The 23,761-nt window shown below is 65.5% G+C and carries 20 protein-coding genes; 10 read left to right on the top strand and 10 right to left on the bottom strand.

Going from position 1 to position 23,761, the window contains the following annotated elements; all coding sequences use genetic code 11:
* Positions 1-19: 19 nt before the first annotated feature.
* The gene (locus SH602x_RS12250; RefSeq protein WP_479468162.1) at positions 20-1,147 is read right to left on the bottom strand and encodes a phenylacetate--CoA ligase family protein; all 1,128 of its coding nucleotides are present in this window, start codon (positions 1,145-1,147) and stop codon (positions 20-22) included.
* 397 nt (positions 1,148-1,544) lie between these two features.
* Here SH602x_RS12250 and SH602x_RS12255 point away from each other — a divergent pair, with 397 nt between their 5' ends.
* From SH602x_RS12255 to trpS, 7 genes are all read left to right on the top strand, one after another.
* On the top strand, positions 1,545-2,699 hold the full coding sequence (locus SH602x_RS12255) for an aminotransferase class V-fold PLP-dependent enzyme (protein WP_479477058.1): 1,155 nt from the start codon (positions 1,545-1,547) through the stop codon (positions 2,697-2,699).
* Positions 2,700-2,833: 134 nt separating this feature from the next.
* Positions 2,834-3,256 carry a YkgJ family cysteine cluster protein gene (locus SH602x_RS12260; RefSeq protein WP_479468160.1) on the top strand — a complete coding sequence of 141 codons (423 nt, stop codon included), beginning with the start codon at positions 2,834-2,836 and terminating at the stop codon, positions 3,254-3,256.
* Between the two features lie 196 nt (positions 3,257-3,452).
* On the top strand, positions 3,453-3,965 hold the full coding sequence (locus SH602x_RS12265) for an HU family DNA-binding protein (RefSeq protein WP_479468159.1): 513 nt from the start codon (positions 3,453-3,455) through the stop codon (positions 3,963-3,965).
* Between the two features lie 432 nt (positions 3,966-4,397).
* On the top strand, positions 4,398-4,619 hold the full coding sequence (locus SH602x_RS12270; RefSeq protein WP_479468158.1) for a hypothetical protein: 222 nt from the start codon (positions 4,398-4,400) through the stop codon (positions 4,617-4,619).
* Between the two features lie 190 nt (positions 4,620-4,809).
* Positions 4,810-6,312 (top strand): sulfatase, encoded by a 1,503-nt coding sequence (locus SH602x_RS12275; protein WP_479477059.1) that lies wholly within the window; start codon positions 4,810-4,812, stop codon positions 6,310-6,312.
* 128 nt (positions 6,313-6,440) lie between these two features.
* Positions 6,441-7,367: a dihydroorotate dehydrogenase gene (locus SH602x_RS12280; protein ID WP_479477060.1), complete on the top strand. Its 927-nt coding sequence runs from the start codon at positions 6,441-6,443 to the stop codon at positions 7,365-7,367.
* Positions 7,368-7,518: 151 nt separating this feature from the next.
* Positions 7,519-8,481, top strand: a complete 963-nt coding sequence (trpS, locus tag SH602x_RS12285; protein ID WP_479477061.1) for a tryptophan--tRNA ligase — start codon at positions 7,519-7,521, stop codon at positions 8,479-8,481.
* A 159-nt stretch (positions 8,482-8,640) separates the two neighbouring features.
* On the opposite strand, the gene truB is transcribed toward trpS, so the two are convergent.
* The 6 genes from truB to SH602x_RS12315 all read right to left on the bottom strand — a co-directional run bounded on the left by truB (position 8,641) and on the right by SH602x_RS12315 (position 17,807).
* A complete protein-coding gene (gene truB, locus SH602x_RS12290) occupies positions 8,641-9,531 on the bottom strand; it encodes a tRNA pseudouridine(55) synthase TruB (protein ID WP_479477062.1) in 891 nt (296 codons plus the stop codon).
* Positions 9,532-9,613: 82 nt separating this feature from the next.
* Positions 9,614-10,000, bottom strand: coding sequence for a hypothetical protein (locus SH602x_RS12295; protein ID WP_479477063.1), 387 nt, complete (start codon positions 9,998-10,000; stop codon positions 9,614-9,616).
* 16 nt (positions 10,001-10,016) lie between these two features.
* Positions 10,017-11,075: a hypothetical protein gene (locus SH602x_RS12300; RefSeq protein WP_479477064.1), complete on the bottom strand. Its 1,059-nt coding sequence runs from the start codon at positions 11,073-11,075 to the stop codon at positions 10,017-10,019.
* A gap of 16 nt (positions 11,076-11,091) precedes the next feature.
* Positions 11,092-11,676 carry a hypothetical protein gene (locus SH602x_RS12305; RefSeq protein ID WP_479477065.1) on the bottom strand — a complete coding sequence of 195 codons (585 nt, stop codon included), beginning with the start codon at positions 11,674-11,676 and terminating at the stop codon, positions 11,092-11,094.
* 113 nt (positions 11,677-11,789) lie between these two features.
* Entirely contained in the window at positions 11,790-16,217 is a 4,428-nt protein-coding gene (locus tag SH602x_RS12310; RefSeq protein WP_479477066.1) for a PVC-type heme-binding CxxCH protein, read from the bottom strand.
* Between the two features lie 222 nt (positions 16,218-16,439).
* A complete protein-coding gene (locus tag SH602x_RS12315; protein ID WP_479472661.1) occupies positions 16,440-17,807 on the bottom strand; it encodes a transposase in 1,368 nt (455 codons plus the stop codon).
* 440 nt (positions 17,808-18,247) lie between these two features.
* On the opposite strand from SH602x_RS12315, the gene SH602x_RS12320 reads away from it, so the two are divergent.
* Positions 18,248-18,559, top strand: a complete 312-nt coding sequence (locus tag SH602x_RS12320; protein WP_479477067.1) for a hypothetical protein — start codon at positions 18,248-18,250, stop codon at positions 18,557-18,559.
* A gap of 203 nt (positions 18,560-18,762) precedes the next feature.
* Here the strand turns inward: SH602x_RS12320 and SH602x_RS12325 are convergent, their stop codons facing one another.
* Together SH602x_RS12325 and SH602x_RS12330 are read right to left on the bottom strand one after the other, a co-directional pair.
* Complete coding sequence (locus tag SH602x_RS12325) at positions 18,763-18,930, bottom strand: SEC-C metal-binding domain-containing protein (RefSeq protein ID WP_479477068.1); 168 nt, start codon at positions 18,928-18,930, stop codon at positions 18,763-18,765.
* 149 nt (positions 18,931-19,079) lie between these two features.
* The gene (locus SH602x_RS12330) at positions 19,080-20,096 is read right to left on the bottom strand and encodes a YdjY domain-containing protein (RefSeq protein WP_479477069.1); all 1,017 of its coding nucleotides are present in this window, start codon (positions 20,094-20,096) and stop codon (positions 19,080-19,082) included.
* A 213-nt stretch (positions 20,097-20,309) separates the two neighbouring features.
* Between SH602x_RS12330 and SH602x_RS12335 the strand changes: the two genes are divergently transcribed.
* Positions 20,310-22,112, top strand: a complete 1,803-nt coding sequence (locus tag SH602x_RS12335) for a hypothetical protein (RefSeq protein ID WP_479477070.1) — start codon at positions 20,310-20,312, stop codon at positions 22,110-22,112.
* On the opposite strand, the gene SH602x_RS12340 is transcribed toward SH602x_RS12335, so the two are convergent.
* Entirely contained in the window at positions 22,082-22,927 is an 846-nt protein-coding gene (locus SH602x_RS12340) for an SIR2 family NAD-dependent protein deacylase (RefSeq protein WP_479477071.1), read from the bottom strand. The genes SH602x_RS12335 and SH602x_RS12340 overlap by 31 nt on opposite strands.
* A 98-nt stretch (positions 22,928-23,025) precedes the next feature.
* Between SH602x_RS12340 and SH602x_RS12345 the strand changes: the two genes are divergently transcribed.
* Positions 23,026-23,751: a YggS family pyridoxal phosphate-dependent enzyme gene (locus tag SH602x_RS12345; RefSeq protein ID WP_479477072.1), complete on the top strand. Its 726-nt coding sequence runs from the start codon at positions 23,026-23,028 to the stop codon at positions 23,749-23,751.
* Positions 23,752-23,761: the final 10 nt, after the last annotated feature.

The following is a 23,761-nucleotide window of genomic DNA, read 5'->3' on the forward strand; positions in this document are numbered from 1 at the left end:
TACGCGAACTCGTGACCGACTAATAAACCCCCACCGTCGTCGTCTTGGCGAAGACGTGGAACGGTCGCACGCCGCTGACGCCGTCCCAGGGATACGTATCGAAGGGCGCCTCGCGCTCGCCTTCGTCGCGTTCCATGAAGCCGGGGACGAAGAACTCGTCCGTCAGCGTGGTCAGCTTCACGCGACCCGTCTCGCCGTAGCCGACGACCTGGTTGTAGTCGTCGAAGGTGACGACCTCCGTCACGGCGCGGGGTTGCGGGGCGTAGTAGCTGATCTTGTACTTGTCCGCGGCGGTGACCGGCTTGCTGCAGGCCAGACCCATCAGCGTGTTGCCGTAGGTGGGCGTCATGTAAATGCCGCTCTCCTCGGGCGGTCCGCCGAACAGTTCCTCGACGCAGTACCGCGTCCACTGCGGCGTGAACTCCGTTCCGCCCGAGAAGATGCCGGTGATGCCCTTTTCCTTCAGGCTCGTGCCCTGGTTCTCGAGTTCCAGGCAGAGCCCGTCGAGCAGCTTGGGCGTCGCGAACATGCACTTGATGTCGTGACCGGCGTTCAGAATCGTGATCGCCTGGTCGATGCAGTGCTTCTTGTACGCTTCGGCCTGATCGATCTGGCCCTTCTTCAGGACCTTCACGACCCAGCGGGGATCGAGGTCGATGCAGAAGCAGATGCCGCCGCGGTACTGGCACAGATGCTCCACCGCCAGACGCAGCCGACGCGGACCCGAGGGGCCGAGCATCAGCCAGTTGGCGCCTTTGGGGAAATACTGATCCGGCAGCGTGTGGCTGAAGTTCTCGTAGTCGATGCGAAAGTCGTCGACCACCACGCGGCTTTTCGGGATGCCGGTCGTGCCGCCCGTCTCGAAGACGTAGGTGGGCCGGTCGGTCATGTCCTTCATGACCCAGCGGCGGACCGGTCCGCCGCGGAGCCATTCGTCCTCGAACTCCGGAAACTTCTTCAGGTCGTCGTACGTTTTGACGTCCTTCAGCGGGTCGAAGTTGAGTTCCCGCTTCTTCTCCAGCCAGAACGGGCAACCCGTCGACTCGTGGAAGTGCCGCTGCACGATGCGGTAGGCATGCGCGTCGAGGCGATCCTTGGCCGCCTTGATCTTGGCGTCGAGATCCGCGGCGGGAGCTTCAGCGGACATCAGGCGCTTCTCCTGAGAGCGAACGGGCAGAACGAAAGGGCGGGAACGAACGACCGGCTGCGGCACGTTCAAGCGCCCGACGCTGACAGCGGCGGCGAGCCGAAGGAACGCGATAGCGGTCTGAAGGACAGTGCGAACGCGCAAGGCGGGCGAAGCCGATCGACGCAGCGCGAGGCGCGATCGAACGTTCCCTGGCCGAAGCCTGCGAACTGGCGAGCGTCCGGCGGGCGGGAACCCTGCCAGATTACCGCTGGCCGAAGGCGTTCGCAACCGGATGAAACCTGCGACGACGACGCCTCGCCGGACCGAGAGCGAAAGTCGTCCCGATCGGCTCGACCCTGCGGGCGCCGGATAGAATGGACGCTGTTCGAACGCATCGCTTCGCCTGCCTCCCGTCATGCCGCGACACTACTTCGATAACGCCGCGACCAGCTTCCCCAAGCCGCCGGCAGTGTACGAGGCGGTACGACGCGCGATGGTCGATCTGGGCGCCTCTGCCGGTCGCGGAGTCTATGCCGAAGCGATCACGGTCGAACGGGAGATCCTCGCGACCCGTCGCGCTCTGGCGGAACTCTTCGGCGTCGACGATCCGCACCGCTTCGCCTTCTTTCTGAACGGCACCGACGCGCTGAATCAGGCGCTCTTCGGTTCGCTGAAGCCTGGCGATCGGGTCGTCACGTCGACGCTGGAACATAACTCCGTCCTTCGTCCGCTCGCCCGGCTGCGCGACGTGCAGGGCGTTCAGGTCGACTACGTCGCTCCCGAGGGAGACGGCACGCTCTCCTTCGAATCGCTGAGGAAGACGGTTCCGAAGGAGGCGACGCACCTGGTCGTCACCGCCGTTTCGAACGTCACCGGAGCGATTCAGCCGATCGACGCGATCGCCGAACTGGCGAAGGAGCGAGGGCTGTCGCTGATCGTCGACGCGGCCCAGTCGGCAGGGCACCTGCCGATGCATGCGGGGCGATGGGGCAGGGCGCTCGTCGCCTGCTCCGGACATAAAGGACTGCTCGGGCCGCTCGGAACAGGCGTGCTCTGGGTCTCGCCCGAATGGACTGCACCGCTCTCGCCGCTGCGCCTAGGCGGAAGCGGATTTCGATCGGAGGACGAGCTTCCGCCGGACGAACTTCCTCAGCGGCTGGAGGCGGGCAACCTGAACGTGCCGGGGATTCTCGGACTGGGGGCGGGCGTGCGAAGCGTGCTCGAACGGGGCGTCGCGGCGCTGGCTGAGGAGGAGCGCTCGAAACGCGGGCGACTGGAGGCGGAACTTCTGAAACTTCCCGGAGTTCGACTGTTCGGCAGAAACGCTTCCTTCGGTAGAATCGGCGTCACGAGCCTGACCGTCGAAGGCTTCGCGCCGGAAGAGGCCGCGGCGATCCTCGACAGCCAGTTCGGCGTACAGGTCCGGGCAGGCCTGCACTGCGCACCGCGAACGCACCAGGGATTGGGCACGGCCAACTCTGGCGGCACGATCCGGCTCAGTCTGGGGCCGTTCGTAACGGACGACGACCTCGACGCCGCAATCCGCGCCTTCCACGCGCTGGCCGGATGACCCGCTCGCATCAGGCGTCTTCGACAGATGGCTCGGGTAAATCGCTTACCGTCGTTCCCTTGTTGTCGGGCCGGCTCCCAAAACGTTAGATCGCACGGTCGTCAAATCGCGCCGACCGTCAGGAGACTTTCAGCTTGAGCGAACCCTGGTATGCGGAAGGACTTCGATTCGAGTGCACGCAGTGCGGCGGGTGCTGCACGGGCGCTCCCGGCTACGTCTGGGTGAATCAGGAGGAGATCGCCGCGATCGCCGCCTACCTGGGCGAAGACGATCTCGATGCGTTCCGCGAAAAGTACCTGAAAAAGCACGGCGCTCGAATGAGCTTAAAGGACGTGGAGGAAAGAAATTATGACTGTATTCTGCTCCATCCGACCGAGCGGCGCTGTACCATCTATCCCGTTCGCCCCCGGCAGTGCGGAACGTGGCCCTTCTGGGGCTCGAACGTGAAATCGCCCGAGGCGTGGGAGAACACGTGCGAAGCGTGCCCCGGCAGCGGTAAGGGGCGGCTTTACACCCTGGAGCAGATCGAAGAGCAGAAAGAGAAGATCCGCATCTGAAGACGGACGTCCGGCCGCGGCGACCCCTCCGCGATCGCCGACTCCTTCAGATCCGGCTGCTGCGACGACTGCGGAAACTTGACATTAGTTCTTTACACGTTTAAAGTTGCGGCAGTTCGATCGACTCGCGACCCGTCGCGAGTCAGGGGCCGACCCCTTCCGAAAGGACCCTTTAAAGGTGACGAAAAAAGAGATCGTGAAAACGATTTCGGAAGAAATCGGCATGACGCAGTTGGTGACGAAGGAGATCGTCCAAAAGACGTTCGACGCGATCATCGAAACGCTGGTCGCCGAGGGGCGGATCGAACTCCGCAACTTCGGCGTCTTCGAAGTCAAGAAGCGGAAGTCGCGGAAAGCCCGCAATCCGAAGACGGGCGATCCGGTCGAGGTCTCCGAGAAGTTCGTCGTTACGTTCAAGCCCGGCAAGGAGATGGAGGAGAAGGTCCGCCATCACGGCTCGGTTCCTCCCCCCGAGGCGAACGGCGTCCTTAACCATCAGCCGGCGAGTTCGTATCGCTCGCCCGGTTCGGATGCGCCGGTCGATTCGCATCGCGACGGTCACGCATCGTCGCTTCCGCCGGCGACCGCCCCGGAACCGCCGACGCATCGCGAAGGTCTGCCGCATCGCGACGGCACGCTATCCGCGGACGGTTCGAGCGTCGAGCGTCGCCCCGAGTCGCTCTACTCCGCATCCCGCAGCCCGAGCTGAACCCCCGCCGATTCCGCAGGTCGGACTTCGTCGCCTGCCTTCTGCCGCTGCATTCGATCAAGCCGTCGCACCTCGCGACGGCTTTTTTCGTCGGGATTCGACCGGCGAATGGTCGATTGGTTCCCTCGGGAAACGCGGGTGAAACGGGTTACGCGGAAAAAAGGATTGGATCGGGCGGTTCCGAACTGAACTCCGGAAACGATCACGCCGATAAAAACGGGCAGACCGGTAGGTTCCACCCGGGAACAAGGTTCGCCGCTACGCCGTGGGCGCAAGCGATCGAGCCCGTTCTCTGGAACTTCCGCAGCACCGAACAGCCAGGCCGCACGCGGCATCGTCGCAGAGCGAAGGGATTCGCCTGAGATGGTCGCATGCGAAGCAACCGGATTTCGAGCGCTTTCCGCACGAGATCCCGAACAGGGAAGGGTGAAGATGATCCGTCGGCTGATCCTCGCGAGCTTGCTTTGCACGTTCATCGCGACCAGCACGGGCTGCTTCGTGCCGATCTACTCGGGTGATCCCGTGCGACGGACGCGGCAGCTCATCTTCACGTCGGAAGACCTCCGAACGCTCCTCGACGAATGGGAGCGCTTCTGGTTTCTCGATCAGCCGAGCCATATGAAGCCCTACCGTACGCACGGCGGCATCATCTGATTTTCTCGCCGCCGCGCTTTGGCGCGGCGGGCCGGAAACGCTCCTCAAGATGAGGAGCGGCGAAGCGGGGCGCATGGATGCGCCCCTTTTTTTCGTTTCCCGTCGACAGTCGGAAAAGTTGCTGCGGCATGCGGCGGCGCACATAATCGCGCCGTTCTCCCGCCTCGCATTCTCTTCCGAAAGACTGCCGATGCTGCGTCGCCTCTTTCGCCTTCCGGCGCTGCTGTGCGCCGCGATGTGCTTCGCGGTATCGCTCGCTGGATCCGCCTCGGCTGCCGATCGACCGAACTTCGTGTTCTTCCTCGTCGACGATCTGGGACAGCGGGATCTGGGCGTCTACGGCAGCACGTTCTACGAAACGCCGAACGTCGATCGTCTGGCGGCGACAGGACTCCGATTCACCGACGCCTACGCCGCCTGCCCCGTCTGCAGCCCGACACGGGGAAGCATTCTGACGGGACGCTACTCGACGAGGCTCGGCATCACCGATTACATCGGCTCCGGCAATCAGCCGGAGCAATGGAAGCGGAACACGGTCACGCTCCCGGCCCCCTACGCCGATCGTCTGGCGCTGGAGGAGACGACGATCGCGGAGACGCTGAAGCATGCTGGCTACGCGACCTGCTTCGCGGGGAAGTGGCACCTCGGCGGCGAAGGCTACCTGCCCACCGATCAAGGCTTCGAACTCAACTTCGGAGGGCTCGATCGCGGCGGTCCCTACGGCGGCGACAAGTACTTCTCCCCCTACGGCAACCCGTATCTGAAGGACGGCCCGAAGGGCGAGCACCTGCCCGATCGTCTGGCGACGGAGGTTTCGAACTTCATCGAAGCCAACCGCGAACGACCGTTCCTCGCGTACCTGTCGTTCTATTCCGTCCACACGCCGCTGATGAGCCGCGAGGATTTGCGGGAGAAGTACGCCGAAAAGGCGAAACGGGTCGCCCACGAGGGGCCGCGAACGATTCCCGAGGGCTCCCGCGCGGCCCGGCAAGTGCAGGACCACGCCGTGTACGGCGGCATGGTCGAGGCGATGGATCTCGCTGTCGGAAAGGTTCTCGACACGCTGGATCGACTGGGGCTCGCGGGAAATACCGTCGTCATTTTCATGTCGGACAATGGCGGGCTGTCGACCGCGGAAGGCTCGCCCACCAGCAACCTGCCCCTCCGCGGCGGAAAGGGCTGGCTCTACGAAGGGGGCATTCGGGAGCCGATGATCCTCCGTGCTCCGGGGGCGACGGCCCCCGGCAGCGTCTGCGATGAACCGGTCGTCAGCACGGACTTCTTCCCCACAATCCTCGATCTGGCCGGCATGGAGCTGCGTCCCGACCTGCATCTGGACGGCGTCAGTCTGGTTCCGCTGCTGAAGAACCCCGAGGCGGAACTCGATCGCGACGCGATTTACTGGCACTACCCGCATCACTCGAACCAGGGCGGACCGGCCGGCGGCGCCGTGCGCGCGGGCGACTGGAAGCTGATCGAGCATTACGACGACGAAGGCGTCGAACTCTATCGCCTGGGGGACGACCTCGGCGAGCGACGCGACCTCAGCGAAGCGCATCCTGGGATCGTCGATCGCCTGCAGGCGAAGCTCGCCGACTGGCGGAAGGAGACCGGCGCCAGGATGCCGACGCCCAACCCAGGCTACGATCCCGCCAAGCCGAACCCCAACATATGGAGTTCGACGAAGCGTTGACTCGTCGGCGGCGCTCGTCTGAGTTCCGAACGTGCTTCGCAGCGACGGGCGCTTGACGGTTCGGGCCTGGCGAGTGCATCGTTACGCGAACCGTTCGTCCGCTCCGCTCCGCTTCGCTCCCGCTTTCGATGCCCGATCTCTCCGTCTCGATCGGCCGGCTGCGGCTTCCCAATCCGATCCTGGTCGCGTCCGGAACGTTCGGCTACGCACGCGAGATGGCGGGTCTGGTCGATCTGTCGCGACTCGGCGGAATTCTGCCGAAGACGGTCACGATGGCGCCGCGACCTGGCAACGACCCGTGGCGCACGGTCGAAACGTCGGCCGGGATGCTGAACGCGATCGGCCTCGATAACGACGGCATCGAAACGTTCGTCGAGTCGCATCTCCCCTACCTCGCCACGGTGGGGGCTCCGATCGTCGTCAGCATCGCGGGACGGACGACCGAAGAGTTTCGCGACATGGCGGCGATGCTCTCGGGCAGGAGCGAAGTCGCCGCGATCGAGCTCAATATTTCCTGCCCCAACGTCAGTCACGGTTGCGACTTCGGCGCCGAGCCGGCGCTTTGCGAGCAGGTCGTGCGCGGCGCGCGGGAGGCGACCGACCGCCCCGTCCTGGCGAAGCTGACGCCCAACGTGACGAAGATCGCCGACATCGCTCGCGCGGCCGAAGCGGGCGGCGCCGATGGGCTGAGCCTGATCAACACGGTCCTCGGCATGGCGATCGACTGGCGGACGCGACGCCCCCTGCTCGCCAACGTCGTCGGCGGTCTCTCCGGTCCCGCCATCAAGCCGATCGCGCTCCGCTGCGTTCATCAGGTTCGACAGGCGGTCGGCCTGCCCCTGATCGGAATCGGGGGCATTACGACGATCGACGACGCGATGGAGTTCTTCGTCGCCGGCGCGACGGCGGTGCAGATCGGCACGGCGAACTACTTCGACCCGACGATCTCGATGAAGCTGATCGACGCCCTGCCGCACCTCCTCGCGGAGGCCGGGGTCGAGTCGGTCGGCGAACTCGTCGGGACGCTACAATGTCCCCCTCCCAAGGCCCACTAGTTTTCGGTCCGAGAATTCGGCGTCCCGCCTCTCCTCGGACCCATCGACGGTGCAAAAACGGTTTTCGCACCGTCGTGACGGCCTTCCGTGGCCGTTGCGAGGCTATGTGGATAGCCTCGATTTCGCTCGCCCGACGATCGCTCCTTCGCCCATGCGCGTTCTCTCCGGCATTCAGCCCACCGGTCGCTTCCACTGGGGGAACTACTTCGGCGCCATTCGGCAGTACGTTGCGCTCCAGGAGGAGCATGACGGCTTCTACTTCATCGCCGATTTGCATGCGCTGACGACGATCCGCGAGCCGGCGCTCCTGCGGCAGAACGTCCACGACGCCGCGCTCGATCTGCTGGCGCTGGGCCTCGATCCGGAGAAGGCGACGATCTTCATCCAGTCGGAGGTTCCCGAGGTCACGGAGCTGACCTGGATCCTGCTGACCGGCACGCCGATGGGTCTGCTCGAGCGGTGCCATGCCTACAAGGAAAAGAAGGCCCGCGGTCTGACCGCCGACGCCGGCCTGTTCACGTACCCGACGCTGATGGCGGCGGACATCCTGGCGTACGACAGTCAGACCGTCCCCGTGGGCGAGGACCAGATCCAGCACATCGAAGTGACCCGGGATCTGGCGACCAGCTTCAACCATCACTTCAGCGAGACGTTCGTCCTGCCGACGGCGAAGGTGCTCGACGATTCCCGTCGCGTGCCGGGCACCGACGGCGAGAAGATGTCGAAGAGCTACGACAACACGATCATGATCTTCGAGGAGCCTGGCGCTCAGAAGAAAAAGATCATGCGGATCGCGACCGACTCCCGCCCCATGGAAGACCCCAAGGAGCCGGAAGGCGATCACCTGTACCAGCTCTATTCGCTGTTCGTCGACGACGCGAAGCGCCAGGAGATGGCCGCGGTCTATCGCGCCGGGAACTTCGGCTACGGACAGGTGAAGAAGGCGCTCGCCGAAGCGGCGGAGGCCTACTTCGCCCCCGCCCGCGCGCTGCGGGCGAAGTACGAGTCCGACCCCGCGCTCGTCCGCTCGATCCTCGACCGCGGAGCGAAGCGCGCCCGCGAAACCGCCTCCGCGACGCTCGCGAGGGCGAAGAAGCATTGCGGGCTGGTCTGAAGTCGCAACGTCGCTACGCTTTTCTCCTTCGGGTGGCACTGGCTATGCCAGTGCTGGAGCGGGAAACGGTCGTCCCCGATGGTCGAATTGAACGAGGATTCGACACTGGCGGAGCCAGTGCCACCCGAAGGAGCGGGAACACACACGAGGCGGACCGCACTACCGCCGAAACGCGTCCTGCGGCAGCAAAATCCGCTCGGCGCGGATCTGACCGGAGCCGATCGAGAGGCAGAGCGCGACGCAGCGACCGTCGGTGGCTTCGATGAAGAACCGAGGCGGCGTCGCCTCGACCCAGTCGACCGCCCGGCCCTGCAGCAGGTGGTTCGCCTGTTCGTCGTCCGCCTTCAGAACCGGCACGTCGGGCAGACCGAGCCAGGGCGCCTTCAGCGCGGCGGCGAGTTGCTCGGCATCCAGCGACTCGGGCGAGACGCTCTCCTCCGCGCGGAAAGAGCCGACGGCCAGTCGTCGCAGCGCCGTCATCGCCGCGACCGATCCGACGGCTAGCGCGATGTCGCGGCCCAGACTCCTGACGTAGGTGCCGCTGCCGCAGCGAATGAAGAGCGTCACGTCGGGCGGCTCGTAGGCTTCGACGACCAACTCTTCGATCACGATCTCGCGCGGGGCGAGTTCCGGCATCTCTCCGCGACGGGCCATCGCGTAAGCCCGCTCCCCCTGAACCTTCAAGGCGGAGAACGCGGGCGGGCGCTGCATCTGTCGCCCCAGGAAACGGGGCAGCGCCGCGTCGATCGCCTCGCGGGTCGGGATCGGCAGATCGTCGCGGACCGTCAGGGGCGACTCGATATCTTCGGAGACGCTTTCGACGCCGAAGCGAAACGAGCCGCGATAGGTCTTGGTCTGGGCCTGAACCTCGTCGATCAGTCGCGTGGCCGGTCCGATCGCGACGACCAGCACGCCGGTCGCCAGCGGGTCGAGCGTCCCGGCGTGCCCGACCTTGTTCGGTCGCACCAGTCGCTGCACGCGATTGACCGCCTCGCGCGACGACCAGCCGGCAGGTTTGTCCAGCGAAAGAAACCCGCACGCGAACGACATGAAGCCCAGCCGGCGATGAGGACGGAACCGAGCGTCGAAAGTTAGGCCCCGCCGCCCCTTTCCGCAAGGCGTCGTGATCTGCTCACGATCGCATCCAGTCGATCAGCGCTCCGCCGAGAAGGAACGAGCAGAGATTCGCGGCCACGATCGCCGCCGCGTCGCGAAGCTGGCTCCGCACAGGTAGCGCCGGCGCTAGCGGAAAGGCAAGGCGAAAGACCGCGATCTCCGCCGCGGGGGCGAACGTCTCCGCGACGAGCAGGTAAAGCCGGTAGCGCTCTTCCGCGTCCATCAGCAGCGGCAGGACCAGGACCACGATCGGATAGGTGACCGCGGTCAGCAGGAACGCGGCGGCGACCCGCGTCCTGGCGTCGTGGGCGTTCGCGAGCCCGAACCAGAGGACCGGCGCCTCGAACAGAACCGTCAGCGCGTAGCCGAACGGAAGAAAGGCCCACAGCGACGCGACGTTCAAGCGTCGTTTCCTCGCATCACTTCGTGGCGGTCAGGAAGGCGAACTCGGCGAGAACGTGCACGATCGCGACGGTGAAGTAGACGTCCCGCGTCAGGCCGTAGTTCGCGAAGAAGCAGAGCCAGAGCGCCGCGACCGCGAACGCGCCGCCGTAGACGACGATCCGGAGGGAACGCTTCCACGAGAGGCCGCTCTTCGCCAGCGGCGTCCGGTCGACGTTCCACGGAACCTGTCCGCGAACGACGAACGGCGCCGCGACGATCCAGACGCCGTAGTGCAACAGTTCCAGAAACGCGTGCGAAGTGACGAGGAACCTCGGCGAAACGAACGGCAGATACCCGGCGCCGACCTGGGCAGTAAGTCGATCCGTCATGCTGTCCGTTCCAAGCAGAGGCGGCGACCAGAAAGCGACGAAGGCGAAACCCACGATCGCCAGCGGTACGAGCGCCATCGCTCCGCGCCAGATCGGTCGCCAGTCGGGACGATGGCGCCGCAGCAGCCGGTCGAAGAAGAAGAGCGCGACGCAGGGATGCAGGAAGACCAGCGCCAGTTCGCCGTAGCCGGGAAACAGCCACGCGAAGCCCACGCCGACGAAGGCGAGGCCCGCGATCCATGTCGGATCGCCCTTTCGCTCGCGAACGCGCATCGTACCCAGCGTCGCCAGCCACGCGATCAGACCCGTCATCCAGAAAGAGGACGCGATCGACGCGGCGGTCGGCGTCAGCGAAAGCGCTCGCCCCGCGACGGCGATGCCCACGAACGCCAGCGAGAGCGCGAGGCATCCTGCGAGGGCCGTACGGTAGAAGTTCGTCCGGCTCCCCCACCGCGAGGGCATGCGCGACAGGAAGTACCGAAACTCCATCCAGTTGTGCGGGCCGGCGAACAGCAGCACGGCGAAGATCGAAAGCCCGATCGGCGCAAGACCCGCCAGCGCGGCGGCGGCGACGATCGCGACGATGCAGACGGCGCCGAAAGCCGTCGCCGCGCGAGCGCTCGCGAAATCCGGCGCATCGAGCGCTCGCGCTGGTCGCAGGGCGACGTCGGCGGGCTCTGCCGAGGATACGACTGCCGTGCTCATGGAAAGCGACCTCGCCTCAGCGTGCGGCGTTCACGAGCGATCGCGGGAGCGTCAGTTCGATCGTATCTCCTTCGTCGACGATCACGATCTTCACCTGCGGCGAGTCGGAACCCAACCGAACGATGCGGTCCTCTCGATCGGGAATGGGTCCCAGGGGCCGTCCCGGAATGAGATCCGCGAAGACGAAGCCGGCGCCGACGAAGAGTCCGATAGCGGCGACCGTTCCCGCGACGGCGGTCGACGCCCGACTATTCGAGCGTCGAATCAGATAGATCCCCAGCAGCAGCGCTCCGATCGAGAGCGCCCCGCCCCCTGCGACGGTCGCGACGATCGCGATCAGACTCGAATTCGCGGGAGTCGTAGACGCGGCGCCTGCCGCCGCGACCGCACGCTGGGCGAACTGGCGCGGGATGACCAGCGTCGCCTGGGCGCCGGCCTTTTCGACGATCGTGACCTTGAGCGGAGCGGTCGTTTCGACCGGCGCCGGGGCGGGCGGTCGCGGTTCGACCGGGATGTCCGCCAGGATCGTCGACGACAGGAACGCGATGGACGATGCGGCGATCGCGCCGATCAGGGTCCGACGCAAGCGAATCCCGGGCATGGAAGCATCTCCTGAACGGAGGGACGACGAACGACGAGCGTACGAAAAACGGGACGCCCGAGTCTCTCGGACGCCCCGTCGATCGGAAAAGTTCCACCTCGGCTGACGGCCGATTACGGCTTGGCCTTCAGCGTCTTGAGGTACTCCACCAGGTCGACCAGATCGCCGACCTTCATCTGGGCGTGCAGATCGGCGGGCATCAGCGAGACGTCCGACTTCTTCGACGTTTCGATCTCCGACTTGGGAACCGTCCGGGAGATTCCTTCCGACGTTTTCACCACGACCTCCGCAGCCGTGTCGCTGACCGGGATGCCGGTCACGACGCTGCCGTCGGAGAGGACGTAGGTCCACGTTTCGTAATTGTGGCTGATACCGGCGCTGGGGTAGAGGATCGATTCGTAAAGCGCCTGCGGGCTGAGCTTCGAGCCGATCTCCGACAGGTTGGGGCCGACTTCCTTACCCTGGTCGCCGATCACGTGACACTTCGCGCACTGCGACTTCTCGGCCAGGTAGACCTTCTGCCCGGCGTCGACGTTGCCGTTCCGCTTCAGCAGGTCCGTGACGGGCGGAACCTTTTCGCCCGCGACGGGCTGCGGCACGGGAAAGAACTTGGCCGCGGCGTCGCGAATGCCCGCATCGGTCGACGCATAGAGCGCGGCGCCGGCGGCGACCTTTAACTCCGCATCGATCCGGCCCTTATCCGCATGATCCAGCAGACGCTCGGCGCCCTGCTTCGTGCTGGCCGCGGCACGGACCGCCTGCCGACGGACTTCCAGATCGTTTTCCTTGTCGAGAACGATCGGGATCAGGATCTCCAGGGCCTTCGGGTTCTGCGCCATGCCAAGCGCGCGAACCAGCGGAGCGGCCTGCACAGGATCCAGATTCTCCAGTCCCTCGATGAGCGACTGTTGCTGATTCAGGTCGAGCAGCGCCTGCATGGATTCCGCGGCGGCCTGCGAATCCGGCGCGATGATCGCGGCCTCGATCAGGCGGGGATAGAGTTCCGTCAAGCCGAACCGCTTCACGAGCGAGACGTAGCCCGGATCGACGGGCACGTTCGCGAGCGACGCCAGCAGTTCGCCCCGGCGGTCGCCGATCGCGTCCGACGAGAGGCGAGAGAGCGCTTCCTGGTGAATGAACGCGGCGCGCTTCGCGTCGGCGACGGGGGCGAACGAAAGCGCCAGCAGAGCCGGCTGCACGATCGGGCCGCTCTGGAAGTCGAGCGAGCGGATCAGCCGCGGCAACTCTTCCTCCGGAGTCGAAGGATCGAGGATGATCCCGGTCAGCAGCGTCGGCGTGGCGCCCGCTCGCGAACGCCAGATGATGTCGCGAACCTTCTTGTCCCGCAGGTCAGCGCCGGCGGCGTTCAGGTAAGCGCCGAGGAACTCGTCCCAGCGACCCGTCGCTCCGATGCCGAGGGCTTCGAGGTACCAGCGGTCTTCGCCGTCGTACTGCTGCGCGAGCGCGGCCCACATGTCGGGCGAAGCGGCATCGCCCAGCGTACGTAGCGCGATCAGAGCTTCCCGGCGGACCGCGGGGTCGGCATCCTTCGCCGCGACCTCCACGTAGCCGGCGAGCGTCGGAGCATCCGTTCGATAGACCTGTCGCGCCAGCCGCAGCGCCGCGATTCGGACGTTCGCGTCGTCGTCCTGCTGCGCCGCCGCGATCGTCTTCTTCGCGAGAGCATCGGATCCGACGGGAAGCTTACCGAGGGCGAACATGGCCCGGGCGCGCATCCGCGGATCCTGCGACTCGGCGAACGCCTTCTGCAGCGCGGGCTCCGCCTTCTCGCCCATCTTCATCAGCGCCATGAACGCGAGCGCCCGGGCGGCGGCGTTCGGATTCTCCATCGCCTTCACGGCGCCTTCAGCGGTCGAGAAGTCGAACTTCGGCATCTCGTACTTTTCGTGACCCTCCACCGTCAGGCGAAAGACGCGGCCGCGCTCGGCGTCGACGAAGCGGTGACCGCCCACGCCGGCGTCGTACCAGTCGGCGACCATCACCGATCCGTCCGGCGCGACGCTGACGTCTGCGGGACGGAACCACTTGTCCCGCGTTCCCGTCAGCATGGGGAGCATCTCCGCCGTGTAACCGGCGCCGGAGGGTTCCGCCGGATAAGCGCGAACGATGCTGGGACCAGCGTCGCAGTGGAGGATTTCGCCCTGATAGACCTCGGGCAACAGATCGCCTTCGTAGATCGTGATGCCGGTGGGCGAACCGCCGCCCGTCTGGAGCAGGTTCGGCACGACGCCCGGGTCGTTCAGGTGCCAGTGGCGCAGCGGGATCTCCTGTTCGAGATTCGTGCGCGGCGACTGCCAGCCGGCACCGGTGAATTCGTCGCGATAGCCGAAGTTGCCGAACTCCATCACGTAGTTGATGCGGACGCCGCGGTTGCCGTCGTCGTCATTGTCGGACTGCCACAGGGCGCCGAAGGAGTCGATGCAGACTTCCCAGTTGTTGCGGAAGTTCCAGCCCAGCGTCTCGACGTTCGAGCCGTCGAGGTCGCAGCGGAAGACCATCCCTTCCTGGTACGGCTTGCGGCTGTCGTTGATCTCGTTTCCTGCGAGGTCGACGATCCGCTTGCCGTCTTTGTCGCGAATCTGCTTGCCGGCGTTGCCGAAGTTGAAGTAAAGCTTGCCGTCCGGCCCGAAGACGAAGGCGTGAATGCCGTGATCGTGCTGGGCGCCGGAGATGCCGGAGAACAGAACCTCCTGACGGTCGGCCTTCAGGTCGCCGTTATCGTCGAAGAAGGAGATTACCTTGTCGCCGACGGAGACGATCACGCGATCGCCGAGGTAGCAGATGCCGTGCGGCGAATCTATGTCCTTCCCCTGATAGAAGACGGTCGACTTGTCCGACTTGCCGTCGCCGTTCGTATCTTCCAGGACCAGGATCCGGTCTCCCTGCGAATCGGCCGGGATGATGTCCTTGTTCGCGAAGGGGCGATAGTTGACGATCTCGCAGAGCCAGATCCGCCCCAGATGATCGACGTCGATATTCGACGGCGAATGAATCATCGGCTCGTGGCTGAAGAGCTGGCAGACCAGGTCCTCCGCCACGTCGAGCCCTTCGAGCGCCTGTTCCGGCTCGCGACCGCCCGCCTGCGCGCTCGGCTGAATCACCGTCGCCGCGGGACGCGAATCGAAGACCATGAACTGCACCGTCGTGCCGCAGCCCTGATCGGCGCCGCCGTCGTCGACCGCCGCCTTCGCGACGAACCGCTCGTAACCCTCGGGCAGGTCGTACGCGATCAGCGAGTTGGCGTGCGTACCGATGCCGAATTCCGGCTTCTTGCCGTCGATCGAGATCGAACCGCCGTTGGGGTTGGCGTCGACGCGAACCTCGCCGAAGTCAGTGGCCGCGAACTTCCACTTCAGGTCGGTCAGCTTCTTCTCGCCCGCCGGACCGACCAGCTTGGGCTCGACCCAGGCGGCCCAGTCGCATCCGAAGCCGTCGCCGGCGTCGTTGACGACCAGGAAGAGTTCCTTCCGGCCCTTGATGTTGACGTCGACCGCGACGCCGCGGTCCTTCGTCGACGCGGTCACGACCTCGCTCTTGAACAGGGGCTTCGCGTCCGCGCCGCTCTTCGCGTTAGCCGGCGCCATACCGCCTGAGACCTTGTACTTCTTCTTGAGCTCTTCGGTGTTGAGGTTCTCGGGCTTGGGGTAGTCCTGATTCTCGAGCAGGCGATCGAGACCGACCTTGCCCGACTCGACGCCGTTCTTCGGCACTTCGTCCTTGGCACACCAGACGACGGCGTTGAGGACCGTCTTGCGGAAGTCCGGATTGCCCCAGTTCCAGTGCCAGTGGCCGCCGGTGAAGCCGAAGCCGCGACCTCCGTCGGGTCGCTCGGCCGCCCAGGCGACGTGCTGCGGCTGACCCTTCTTCGCACGGACGTGCGGGTTGCCGCTGTGGGGGCCGTCGGGTCGCGACAGGGTGCTCTCGGGCGGAGTCGCCGTCAGGATGGGGGTGACGCCCTCCATCCCTTCGCGAAACCGCATGTGGTAGTACCACTCGTCATCCGCCGTGAAGGGCTTCACGCCCCGGGCGATCGGGTGATCGGGCAGTTCCTTGAACTCGGCTTCCCAGTGCGGGTTGACCGACCAGTCGGTCTCGAAATAGCCGCCGATCCAGTCGAGGAACGCCTGGCCGGAGTCGCCCTTGGGGACTTCGACTCCGTAGTGGAGGCAGACGACGCCCATGCCGCGCTTGGCCTGTTCGTCGACCTCCTTCAGATGCGAGTTGACGGGATGACCGCCGCCGCCGTCGGAGTACATGACCAGCACGTCGGCGTCGTCGAGCCAGCCCTTCTCGGGCCACTTGCTGCGGACGACGTCGACCTCGTAACCCGGCATTCCCTCTTCGAGCGACTTCGCGAGAAGCACGCAGCCGGCGTAGTGCTCGTGCGAGCCGTAGCCGTGGCTGGGAGGGCCGGCGAAGAAGACGATCTTCTTCTTTTCAGCGGCGTGGAGGCCGTTCGCCGAAGCGACCGCGACCAGCGCGACGAAGAGGAACTTCAAGACCAGGCGCGTGGGAATCATGGGCTCGGAAGCTCGACAGGAAGAGGAGAGGCGGGGGGCGACTGCCCGACGATGCTGGGGCGGCCGACGAGGCGGTCCGACGCCGCAGCAGGTGACGATCCGTCAGTCTATCGAGTCGATTGATCGGATGAAAGCGACAGAGCGCCCGCTAAGATCGGTCTTGCGGGGACGAATGCTCCGCTAGCAGTCCGTTGATTTCCCTGTTCGCGAGAGCCTGAGCGTTCAAAAGGTCGCTGAGCGTCGAGGCATCAGGAGCGGGAGCCGGACGGCGACCGAGATGCTTAAGATCGCTCGATGCGATCCGACGGCGAAATCAGCGAAGCTGGAGAGCCCAAACGCGGCGGAAAGCGCTGCTCCCAGTTCTCCGAACTGTTTCGGCTTACCGGCGCCGAGGAGTTGGCGCAGGATCCGTCCCAAGTTGTAAGCGACGGCGGCGACGAGGTAGCGCTTGCGGATCTTGGCCAGCCCGCGAAGCCAGGTTCTCCTGCCGCCGCCCGTTTCGAGCACGTGCGCGAACGTCCGCTCGACCTTCTCGCTTCGTAGACGCTGCAGCCTGCGACCGCGACGTCCGCGCGCGTTCCGGCGATTGCGACGATAGGCCGCCTGACGACTCGGCGGCTTGCGTTTTCGCTTCCGAGACTTCGCTCGCTTCGGCTGCGGAATATACGTCCGCACGTGCGTCTCGTGCTGCAGCCGGTCGAGCGACTCTTCGCTGTGATAGCCCTTGTCCGCCGCGACCTCTTCCACGTCGCAGCCCGTGCCCGCCTCGCGCAGGTTCGTTCGCGCGGCGTTCACGGTATCTTCGATCGTCCGGCAGTCGCCGGCGGTCCCTTCGTAGACTTCCGCCGCGACGATCACGTCCGTCTCCAGATCGACGGCGTGTTCGACCTTGTACTTGAGATGCGTGCGACCGTCCTTCATCTTCCCGATCCGAGCGTCGGGATCGTGCGGATTGACCCACTCGTCGTTGGAGACCTTCTTGTCCTTCCGCTTCCTGTCGAAGCGGCGCAGCTCCTCGTCGTCCGGGTCGCTTACGCCCGTTTCGGCTTCGTAGAGCTTGCGAACGTACTCCTGCCAGTCGTCGCCGTTCTCCCGGCGGACGATCGACTTCATCGAAGCGTTCGCTTCGAGATCGCTGGCGTCGACGCCGAGCGTTTTGCCCTTGAGCAGACCCTTCTCGTGGCAGAGGCCGAGAACCAGGTCGAACGCGAGCTGATGGATCTCCAGCGGCAGCCGGTTTCGCGTCAGCGTGAGCGTCGAATGGTCCGGCGTCTCCTCGCCGGGACCGAAGCCCAGGAAACGGGCCAGCGAGCGACTGTCGTCGCAGCGCCAGGCGATGCCGCGCTGGCTGTCGATCCCCTCGAAGTAACCGATGAACAGCATCCGGAAGTAGACGCCCGGCGCCAGGCTCTTTCGCCCCGTCGTTTCGTAGTACGGAGCGGCCGCCTCTTCGAGCCGTCCGTCGAATTCGATCTCGGCCAGCAGCCCGTTCAGACGGTCGTAGAAGACGTTTCGCGGACCGCTCCCCAGCTTGTCCGTCGGAACCCAGAACGTCCCCTGCGTCTCCCGCTTCCGCTTGCCCAAGCCCATCGCGATTCCTCCCCCGCGTCGAGATCACGCGAGGATAGCGCAGGCAGGGCGAAAATCAACGGGCTGCTAGCTGTCCGCCTCGCGCTTCGGACCCCACTGGGCACACGCACCAGACATCTGCGGCATTCTGATAGGGGCGGGGTCTTAAGACCCTCGCCCAGCACGTGGTGAGCCGCCAATGAGTACGCCCAACCGACTATCGTAGCACTCGACGAATCGCTCCTTCGAACCTGTATTATCCGCGAGGTTCGAGCATCACGTCCTGAAGGCTCACGTCCTGTCGTACGATCTGCCGCGAAAGCCGAAGCGAAAGAATGGCAAGAAGCGAAAGAGTTGAGATGGGCGTAAGAATCGTCGAATACGATCGCTCCTCACCAAGAGTCGGCGATCTTCGCTGTTCGAAATGCGATGAGTTGACGCCCGTATGGCGATCGAGCGGGATGAGCGACTGTTTCCCGCACTTCTTTTGCGATCGTTGCTCCAACGTCCTGCATCGTGATTATGACCAGTATCTGGTCTGGCACGGCGCCACGCAGAAGCTGCTCGACGAAATATCAGCCACGTTGCCGGACTGCCCCTGCGGCGGGCGCTTCGCCCCAGGCGGCGGTCCTAAGTGCAGGGGTTGCGGCACCCAGTTCGAGAATCGGGCGGACCCGATTCAGCGTCTGCTCGACCCGTTCATGCTCGTCACTGACGGAGCGTGCGTCTTCGGCGACGCCGGCGAATTCTATCGGGTGAAGATTCGCGAATGACGATCGCTCGGAGGAGACAACTGAGTATGGAACATCGACGCGAAAGACTTTTGCCTCGCCCGCTGCATCGGTTTCACTCCGGCCCGTAGGAGGACGACGAGCGCGAGGAGCAGACGACGGCCGACGAAGAAAGCCCGCGAGACGTTTCCGTCTCGCGGGCTTCGCTCATCAGTCTCTAAAAGTAGTGGTCGCGATTGACGCCGTCAAAAGCGACCCTTCTTCAGGCAGCAGTTCCTGAAGAGCCGGGCGGATCCGCAGGGGCAGAGGTCGTTGCGGCCCAGCTTCTCCTCGAGTTCCTTATCGCCGTGGACGAAGCGCCGGCCGCGCTTTACCTGCGTCTCAGACGGGAACCCCCGACGCCGTTTGCTCATCGGCTCGAAAGCAGGACGATTCGTCGAACGTCATCTCTTCGTCGCGTCGCATGGGACACCTCCTCTCGTGAAAGGATCTTCTTTCGGAGGAGACTCCAACGCGAAGAAGGTTCGCTTTTTCCGTTCGGCGGTCGAGCGTCGGAAGCAGTTCAAGATTGCGGCGTTTCGCCGGCGGGAACCGGTTCACTCTCAGGCGTCACCGATTCGGCGGCAGGCTCGGCAGGCATCTCGCTCGGCGCGGGAGCCTCCGGCGCCGGCGACTGCGGCGCCGGTTCGGTTGCGTCTGCATCCTTTTCCACGGCTTCGCCTTCTTTCGGAGCTGCCGGATTCGGAACCGGGCGGAGCACCACGCGAACCGGCGTGTTGCGGGGAGGGATGCGGCTCTCGAAGGCCTCGAACAGCAGCGAGTCGTTCGCCTGACTGCTCTGGATCGGCAGGTCGATCATCGCCGTCGGAAAGTTGGAGACGCAGATCGCCTCGCCCCCGTCGGCGTAGTAATACTCGATGCCGTCGGACGGGTCGGTCCAGAAGCCGCTGCCGGCGAAGATGAAGTCGGTCTTCATCTCCTCGTTCGTCTTGGCGTCGCGGATCCACGACTGCGCGCGAACCTGATGCGGCTTGCCCTCGGCGTCCTTCCACAGGACGTAAATCTCGATCACGTCGCCGTGGGCCGGGGCGTAGACCGGATCCCACTTCACGACCGCGCCGGGTCGGGCTCCGACCGCCAGCAGGCCCGCGTGAATCGTCTTCGAATCGGAGAGCAGGGCGACGACCGATTCGTGCTCCTTCGTGCCGGCAGGGCAGGCGAACATTTCAAGCTGCCCCGCACGCAGCGCGATCCGACCGTCGATCACGACCAGCTTCCGCTTGCGATCGATCTTGACCGTCCCCTTGCGATTGAGCGGAACGAGATCGCCCGCGGCAGGCGCCGCCCCCTCGGCCGCCTCAGTCGGTTCGGTCGCTTCGGCAGGCGCCGGAGCCTCGGTCGTTTCTGGCGTCGCGGCAGCTTCCGGAGCGGCGGCAGCGTCAGGCGGATCCTGCGGCTGAACGACGGCGTCAGTCGCGGGAGCGTCTTCCTGGGCGTGCGAAACCGCGGCGAACGGCCCGACGGCCGCCAGAAGCAGAAGGCTTAACCAGAAGCGAGCGAGCATGCGCGAACGATTCATGAAAGAGATCCTTGCGAACAGGTCGCGGGTCGGGACGATCGATTTCGGAAGGCCAGGGACTCCGACGCGAGACCGTCAGGCGAATCGAGGCGCCGCTATTCCCGATAGTTGCCCTGTGCTAAAAGGGGACGCCGCCCGCGACCCGTGCATCTTATCGCCGAGCGGGCCGCCCCGGAATCGCTTTCCCGCTGCCGTCTCTCTCGCAAGTCGTTCATGGGTCTCCGCTCGACGCCGCCGCACAAGTCGAAGTCGCGTTTCCGCCTGAAGAGCTGGCCGGAGTGGTTCGCGTCGGTCGCGAAGCGTCGCAAGTCGTCGCCTGAGACTCCGCCGCTGGCGGCGTACCGCGTCGACCTGCTGCTGTCGGACGACCGCCGCGAACGCTGGCTCGAAGCGTCGCCCCTCGCCCGCTTCGTCGCTGAGCGTCCGAAGGTCCATGCGGAAGCGGTCAAGAGCGAACTAAGCGAGTTGCCGGCTCTGCAGACGCTGGCCGATGCGACGCCCGCGACCGAGGCCCGCCTCCTCGAGTCGCTCTCGGCGCTCCTCACGCTGCTCGCGCTTCCCGCGTTCGACGACGATTCGCGGAACGAGCGGCTGAGCGCGATTCTGGCCGCGGCCCGCCGGCACGATTTCTCGCTCGAACCGGAGAGTCCGCTGGCTGCGGCGCAAGCCGTGCTGCTCGGCATCGAACTGCCCCTGCTCGCGGCAGCGATGTTTCCGGAAGCGTCGCAGGCGAAGGAACTCGGCGAACTGGGGGCCGGGAACGCGGGCACGCTCTTCGACGAGCGGTTCGACGGCGACGGCTTGATCGGCGGGCCGCTCGCGGCCGAGTATCCCGCGATCGCGGCGAGCCTGCTGCGATCCGCGGCCGTCGCCCTTAACTATCCGTCGTCTCGCCCGGAGCGTGGCTGGCTGAATTCGGAGCGTCGCCATCAGCTCGAGATGCTTGCGTGGCATCTCTGGCGAATGGTCAGGGCGGACGGCACGCTCGCGCTGCCCGAACTGTACGGACGCGTCGCCGTCGGGGACGCCATCGACTTTGCGGCGCCCCTGGTGCGGGACAGCGAGGAGGCCGACGCGCTCCACCGGATCGCGACTCGCATCCGCAAGCGCAAGCTCGAAAAGCGCACCGGCTCGCTGATCGTCGACCCGATGAGCTACTCCGGCTGGGCCGAGCAGGGCGTGCTGCGGGCGAGCGAAAAGCTCGCGGCGCCGCGGCTGGTTCTGAACTTCGCGAACAGGCGGTACGTCGCCGAATTGCTCGACCGGGGCGAGCCGATCCTCACCGGCGACGTCGAAACGACGCTCACCATCGACGGCCAGCCGGCGCCGCAGGAAGGCGCCTGGCAGGAGGTCTGCTGGCACTCCGACGACGAGGGCGACTACCTCGAACTCGAAGCCGCGTTCGCGGGCGGCGTTCGCATCCAGCGGCAGGTTTTCCTCGATCGTCAGGAGCAGATCTTTCTCCTCTCCGACTCGCTGCTGCTCGAACGGTCTGCCGAGATCGTGCACGAGATGCGGTGGACCTGCGCTCCGAAGATCCTGGCCCAGGCGACGGCCGAGACGAACGAACTGCTGCTCGACGGTCCGGCGACAGCGACGACTCTCTTTCCGCTCGCAGCGGCCGAGTGGCGCGAGGCGCCGTCGGCCTGTCGCGTCTCCGTCGAAACGCGGGAGGGTCGCGACTCGCTGCGAATGGTTTACCGCGGCACGGGGGAAGGGGCGTTCGTCCCCTGGTGCTTCCACTTCACCGGCTCGAAGCGGGGCATCCCTGTCACCTGGCGCCGACTGACCGTGGCGGAGAATCGCGAGGTCATCCCCGCCGATCAGGCCGCGGGCTACCGCGTGCAGGTCGGCGACGATCAGTGGATCGTCTATCGTTCGCTCGACGGCCCGGCCAACCGCACGTTGCTCGGCCAGAACCTCGTCTCGGAGTTCTACCTCGCGCGGTTCCTGGAAGACGGCTCCGTCGAGAAGATCCTCGAGCTTCAGCCGGACGACGAAGAGGCGTCCGAATAGCGTGCGGCGATCTCGCGAATCGCCAACAGCGCTCCGACCGCCAGGCTGATTCCGTCGCCGGGCGCTTCCGGATCGCGCGGATTGACGCGGATCAGTCGCCCCGCGCGACGCTCGCATTCATACCGAACGGTCGGCACGGCGAGCCCGGCGCCGAACTCCATCGCAACCAGACGCTCCCGGGAAATGCGAGCCAGCCAGCGACCGTACCGCGACGCCTGTTCTTCCGTCCGATCGCCGATCCAGCGATCGTCGTCGAACATCAGAATGTTCGGTCGCGCGACGGCTCCGCAGCGGGGACATCGCGGAAGCTCGCCCGACGCCCGGCAGCGTTCTTCGTCGACCTCCAGTTCGACTTCGTCGGCGGGCCAGATCGCTCTGGTGCAGGGGACGCTGCACTGCAGATGATGGATCGAGCCATGGCATTCGACGACGCGACCAGGATCGAAGCCCGCCCGTTCGAAGTGGCCGTCGACGTTGCTGGTGAACGCGAACGCGCCCGACGGCAGGCGCTCGCCCAAGTCGCGCAGCAGGCCGAAGCCGTCGTGCGGCTCGATCTTCCGGTAGAGCGCCAGCCGATGGCCGTAAAATCCCCAGGCCTGGGCCGGATCGCGATCGAACCAGCTTGGATTGGCCATGTCTTCGAACGATAGTCCGCGATCTAGAAAAGCCGGATAGGCCTTCCAGAAACCGTCGTTCCCGCGAAAGTCCGGCAATCCGGAATCAACGCCCATGCCCGCTCCGGCGCCGATCAGCAGGCCATGTGCGGATCGAATCGCCGCCGCGGCTCGATCGAAATGCGTTTCAGCGGGCGTCATGGCGAACTCGCACCGTCGGGGTCGAAATCAGAAACGGCGATCGAGTTTACGATGATCGCCCCGATGCGAGGTTCGACCGGTGAATAGAATTCGAAGCTATGACGATCGACGATGAACTGCGTAGCGAGCGCCTCCGAAAGAACGCCGCGGTCATCCGCGAGAAGGTCGCCGCCGCCGCACGCCGCTCGGGCCGCGCTGCCGACGCGGTGACCGTCGTCGCGGTCAGCAAGTACTCCGATCTGCAAGAAACGCGGGCGCTGTTCGACGCCGGCTTTCCCGACCTCGGCGAAAGCCGGCCCCAGAAACTCCGGGAGAAGGCCGACCTACTGCTGGACCTTCCAATCCGCTGGCACCTGATCGGCCCGCTCCAGCGGAACAAGATCAGGAAGATCCTCGGGGTCGTCGAACTGGTCCATTCCGGCGATCGACTGGAATTGCTGCAGGACCTCGACGCCGAAGCGAAAGCGCTCGATCAGCCGCTGCGCGTTCTGCTGCAGGTCAACTGCTCGGGCGAATCGCAGAAGGGGGGCTTCGAGCCGGAGGAGCTCGCTCCGGTCCTTCCGCGTATCGCCGAGTTGACCCACCTTCGCGTCGAAGGGCTGATGACGATGGCCGGACTCGAAGGGGGCGTCGATCGTGCGCGGCAGGACTTCGAGAAGCTTCGCGAGCTGCGCGATTCGCTCCTCCCTGACGTGCCGCCCGGCATCTCGCTGGCCGAGCTTTCGATGGGGATGAGCGGCGACTACGAAGCGGCCATAGAAGAGGGCGCCACCATCGTCCGCATCGGCTCGGCGTTCTTCGAGGGGATCGACAAGACCGCGTAGCCGCCTTCTG

The sequence above is a fragment of the Lignipirellula cremea genome (genome assembly GCF_056501455.1).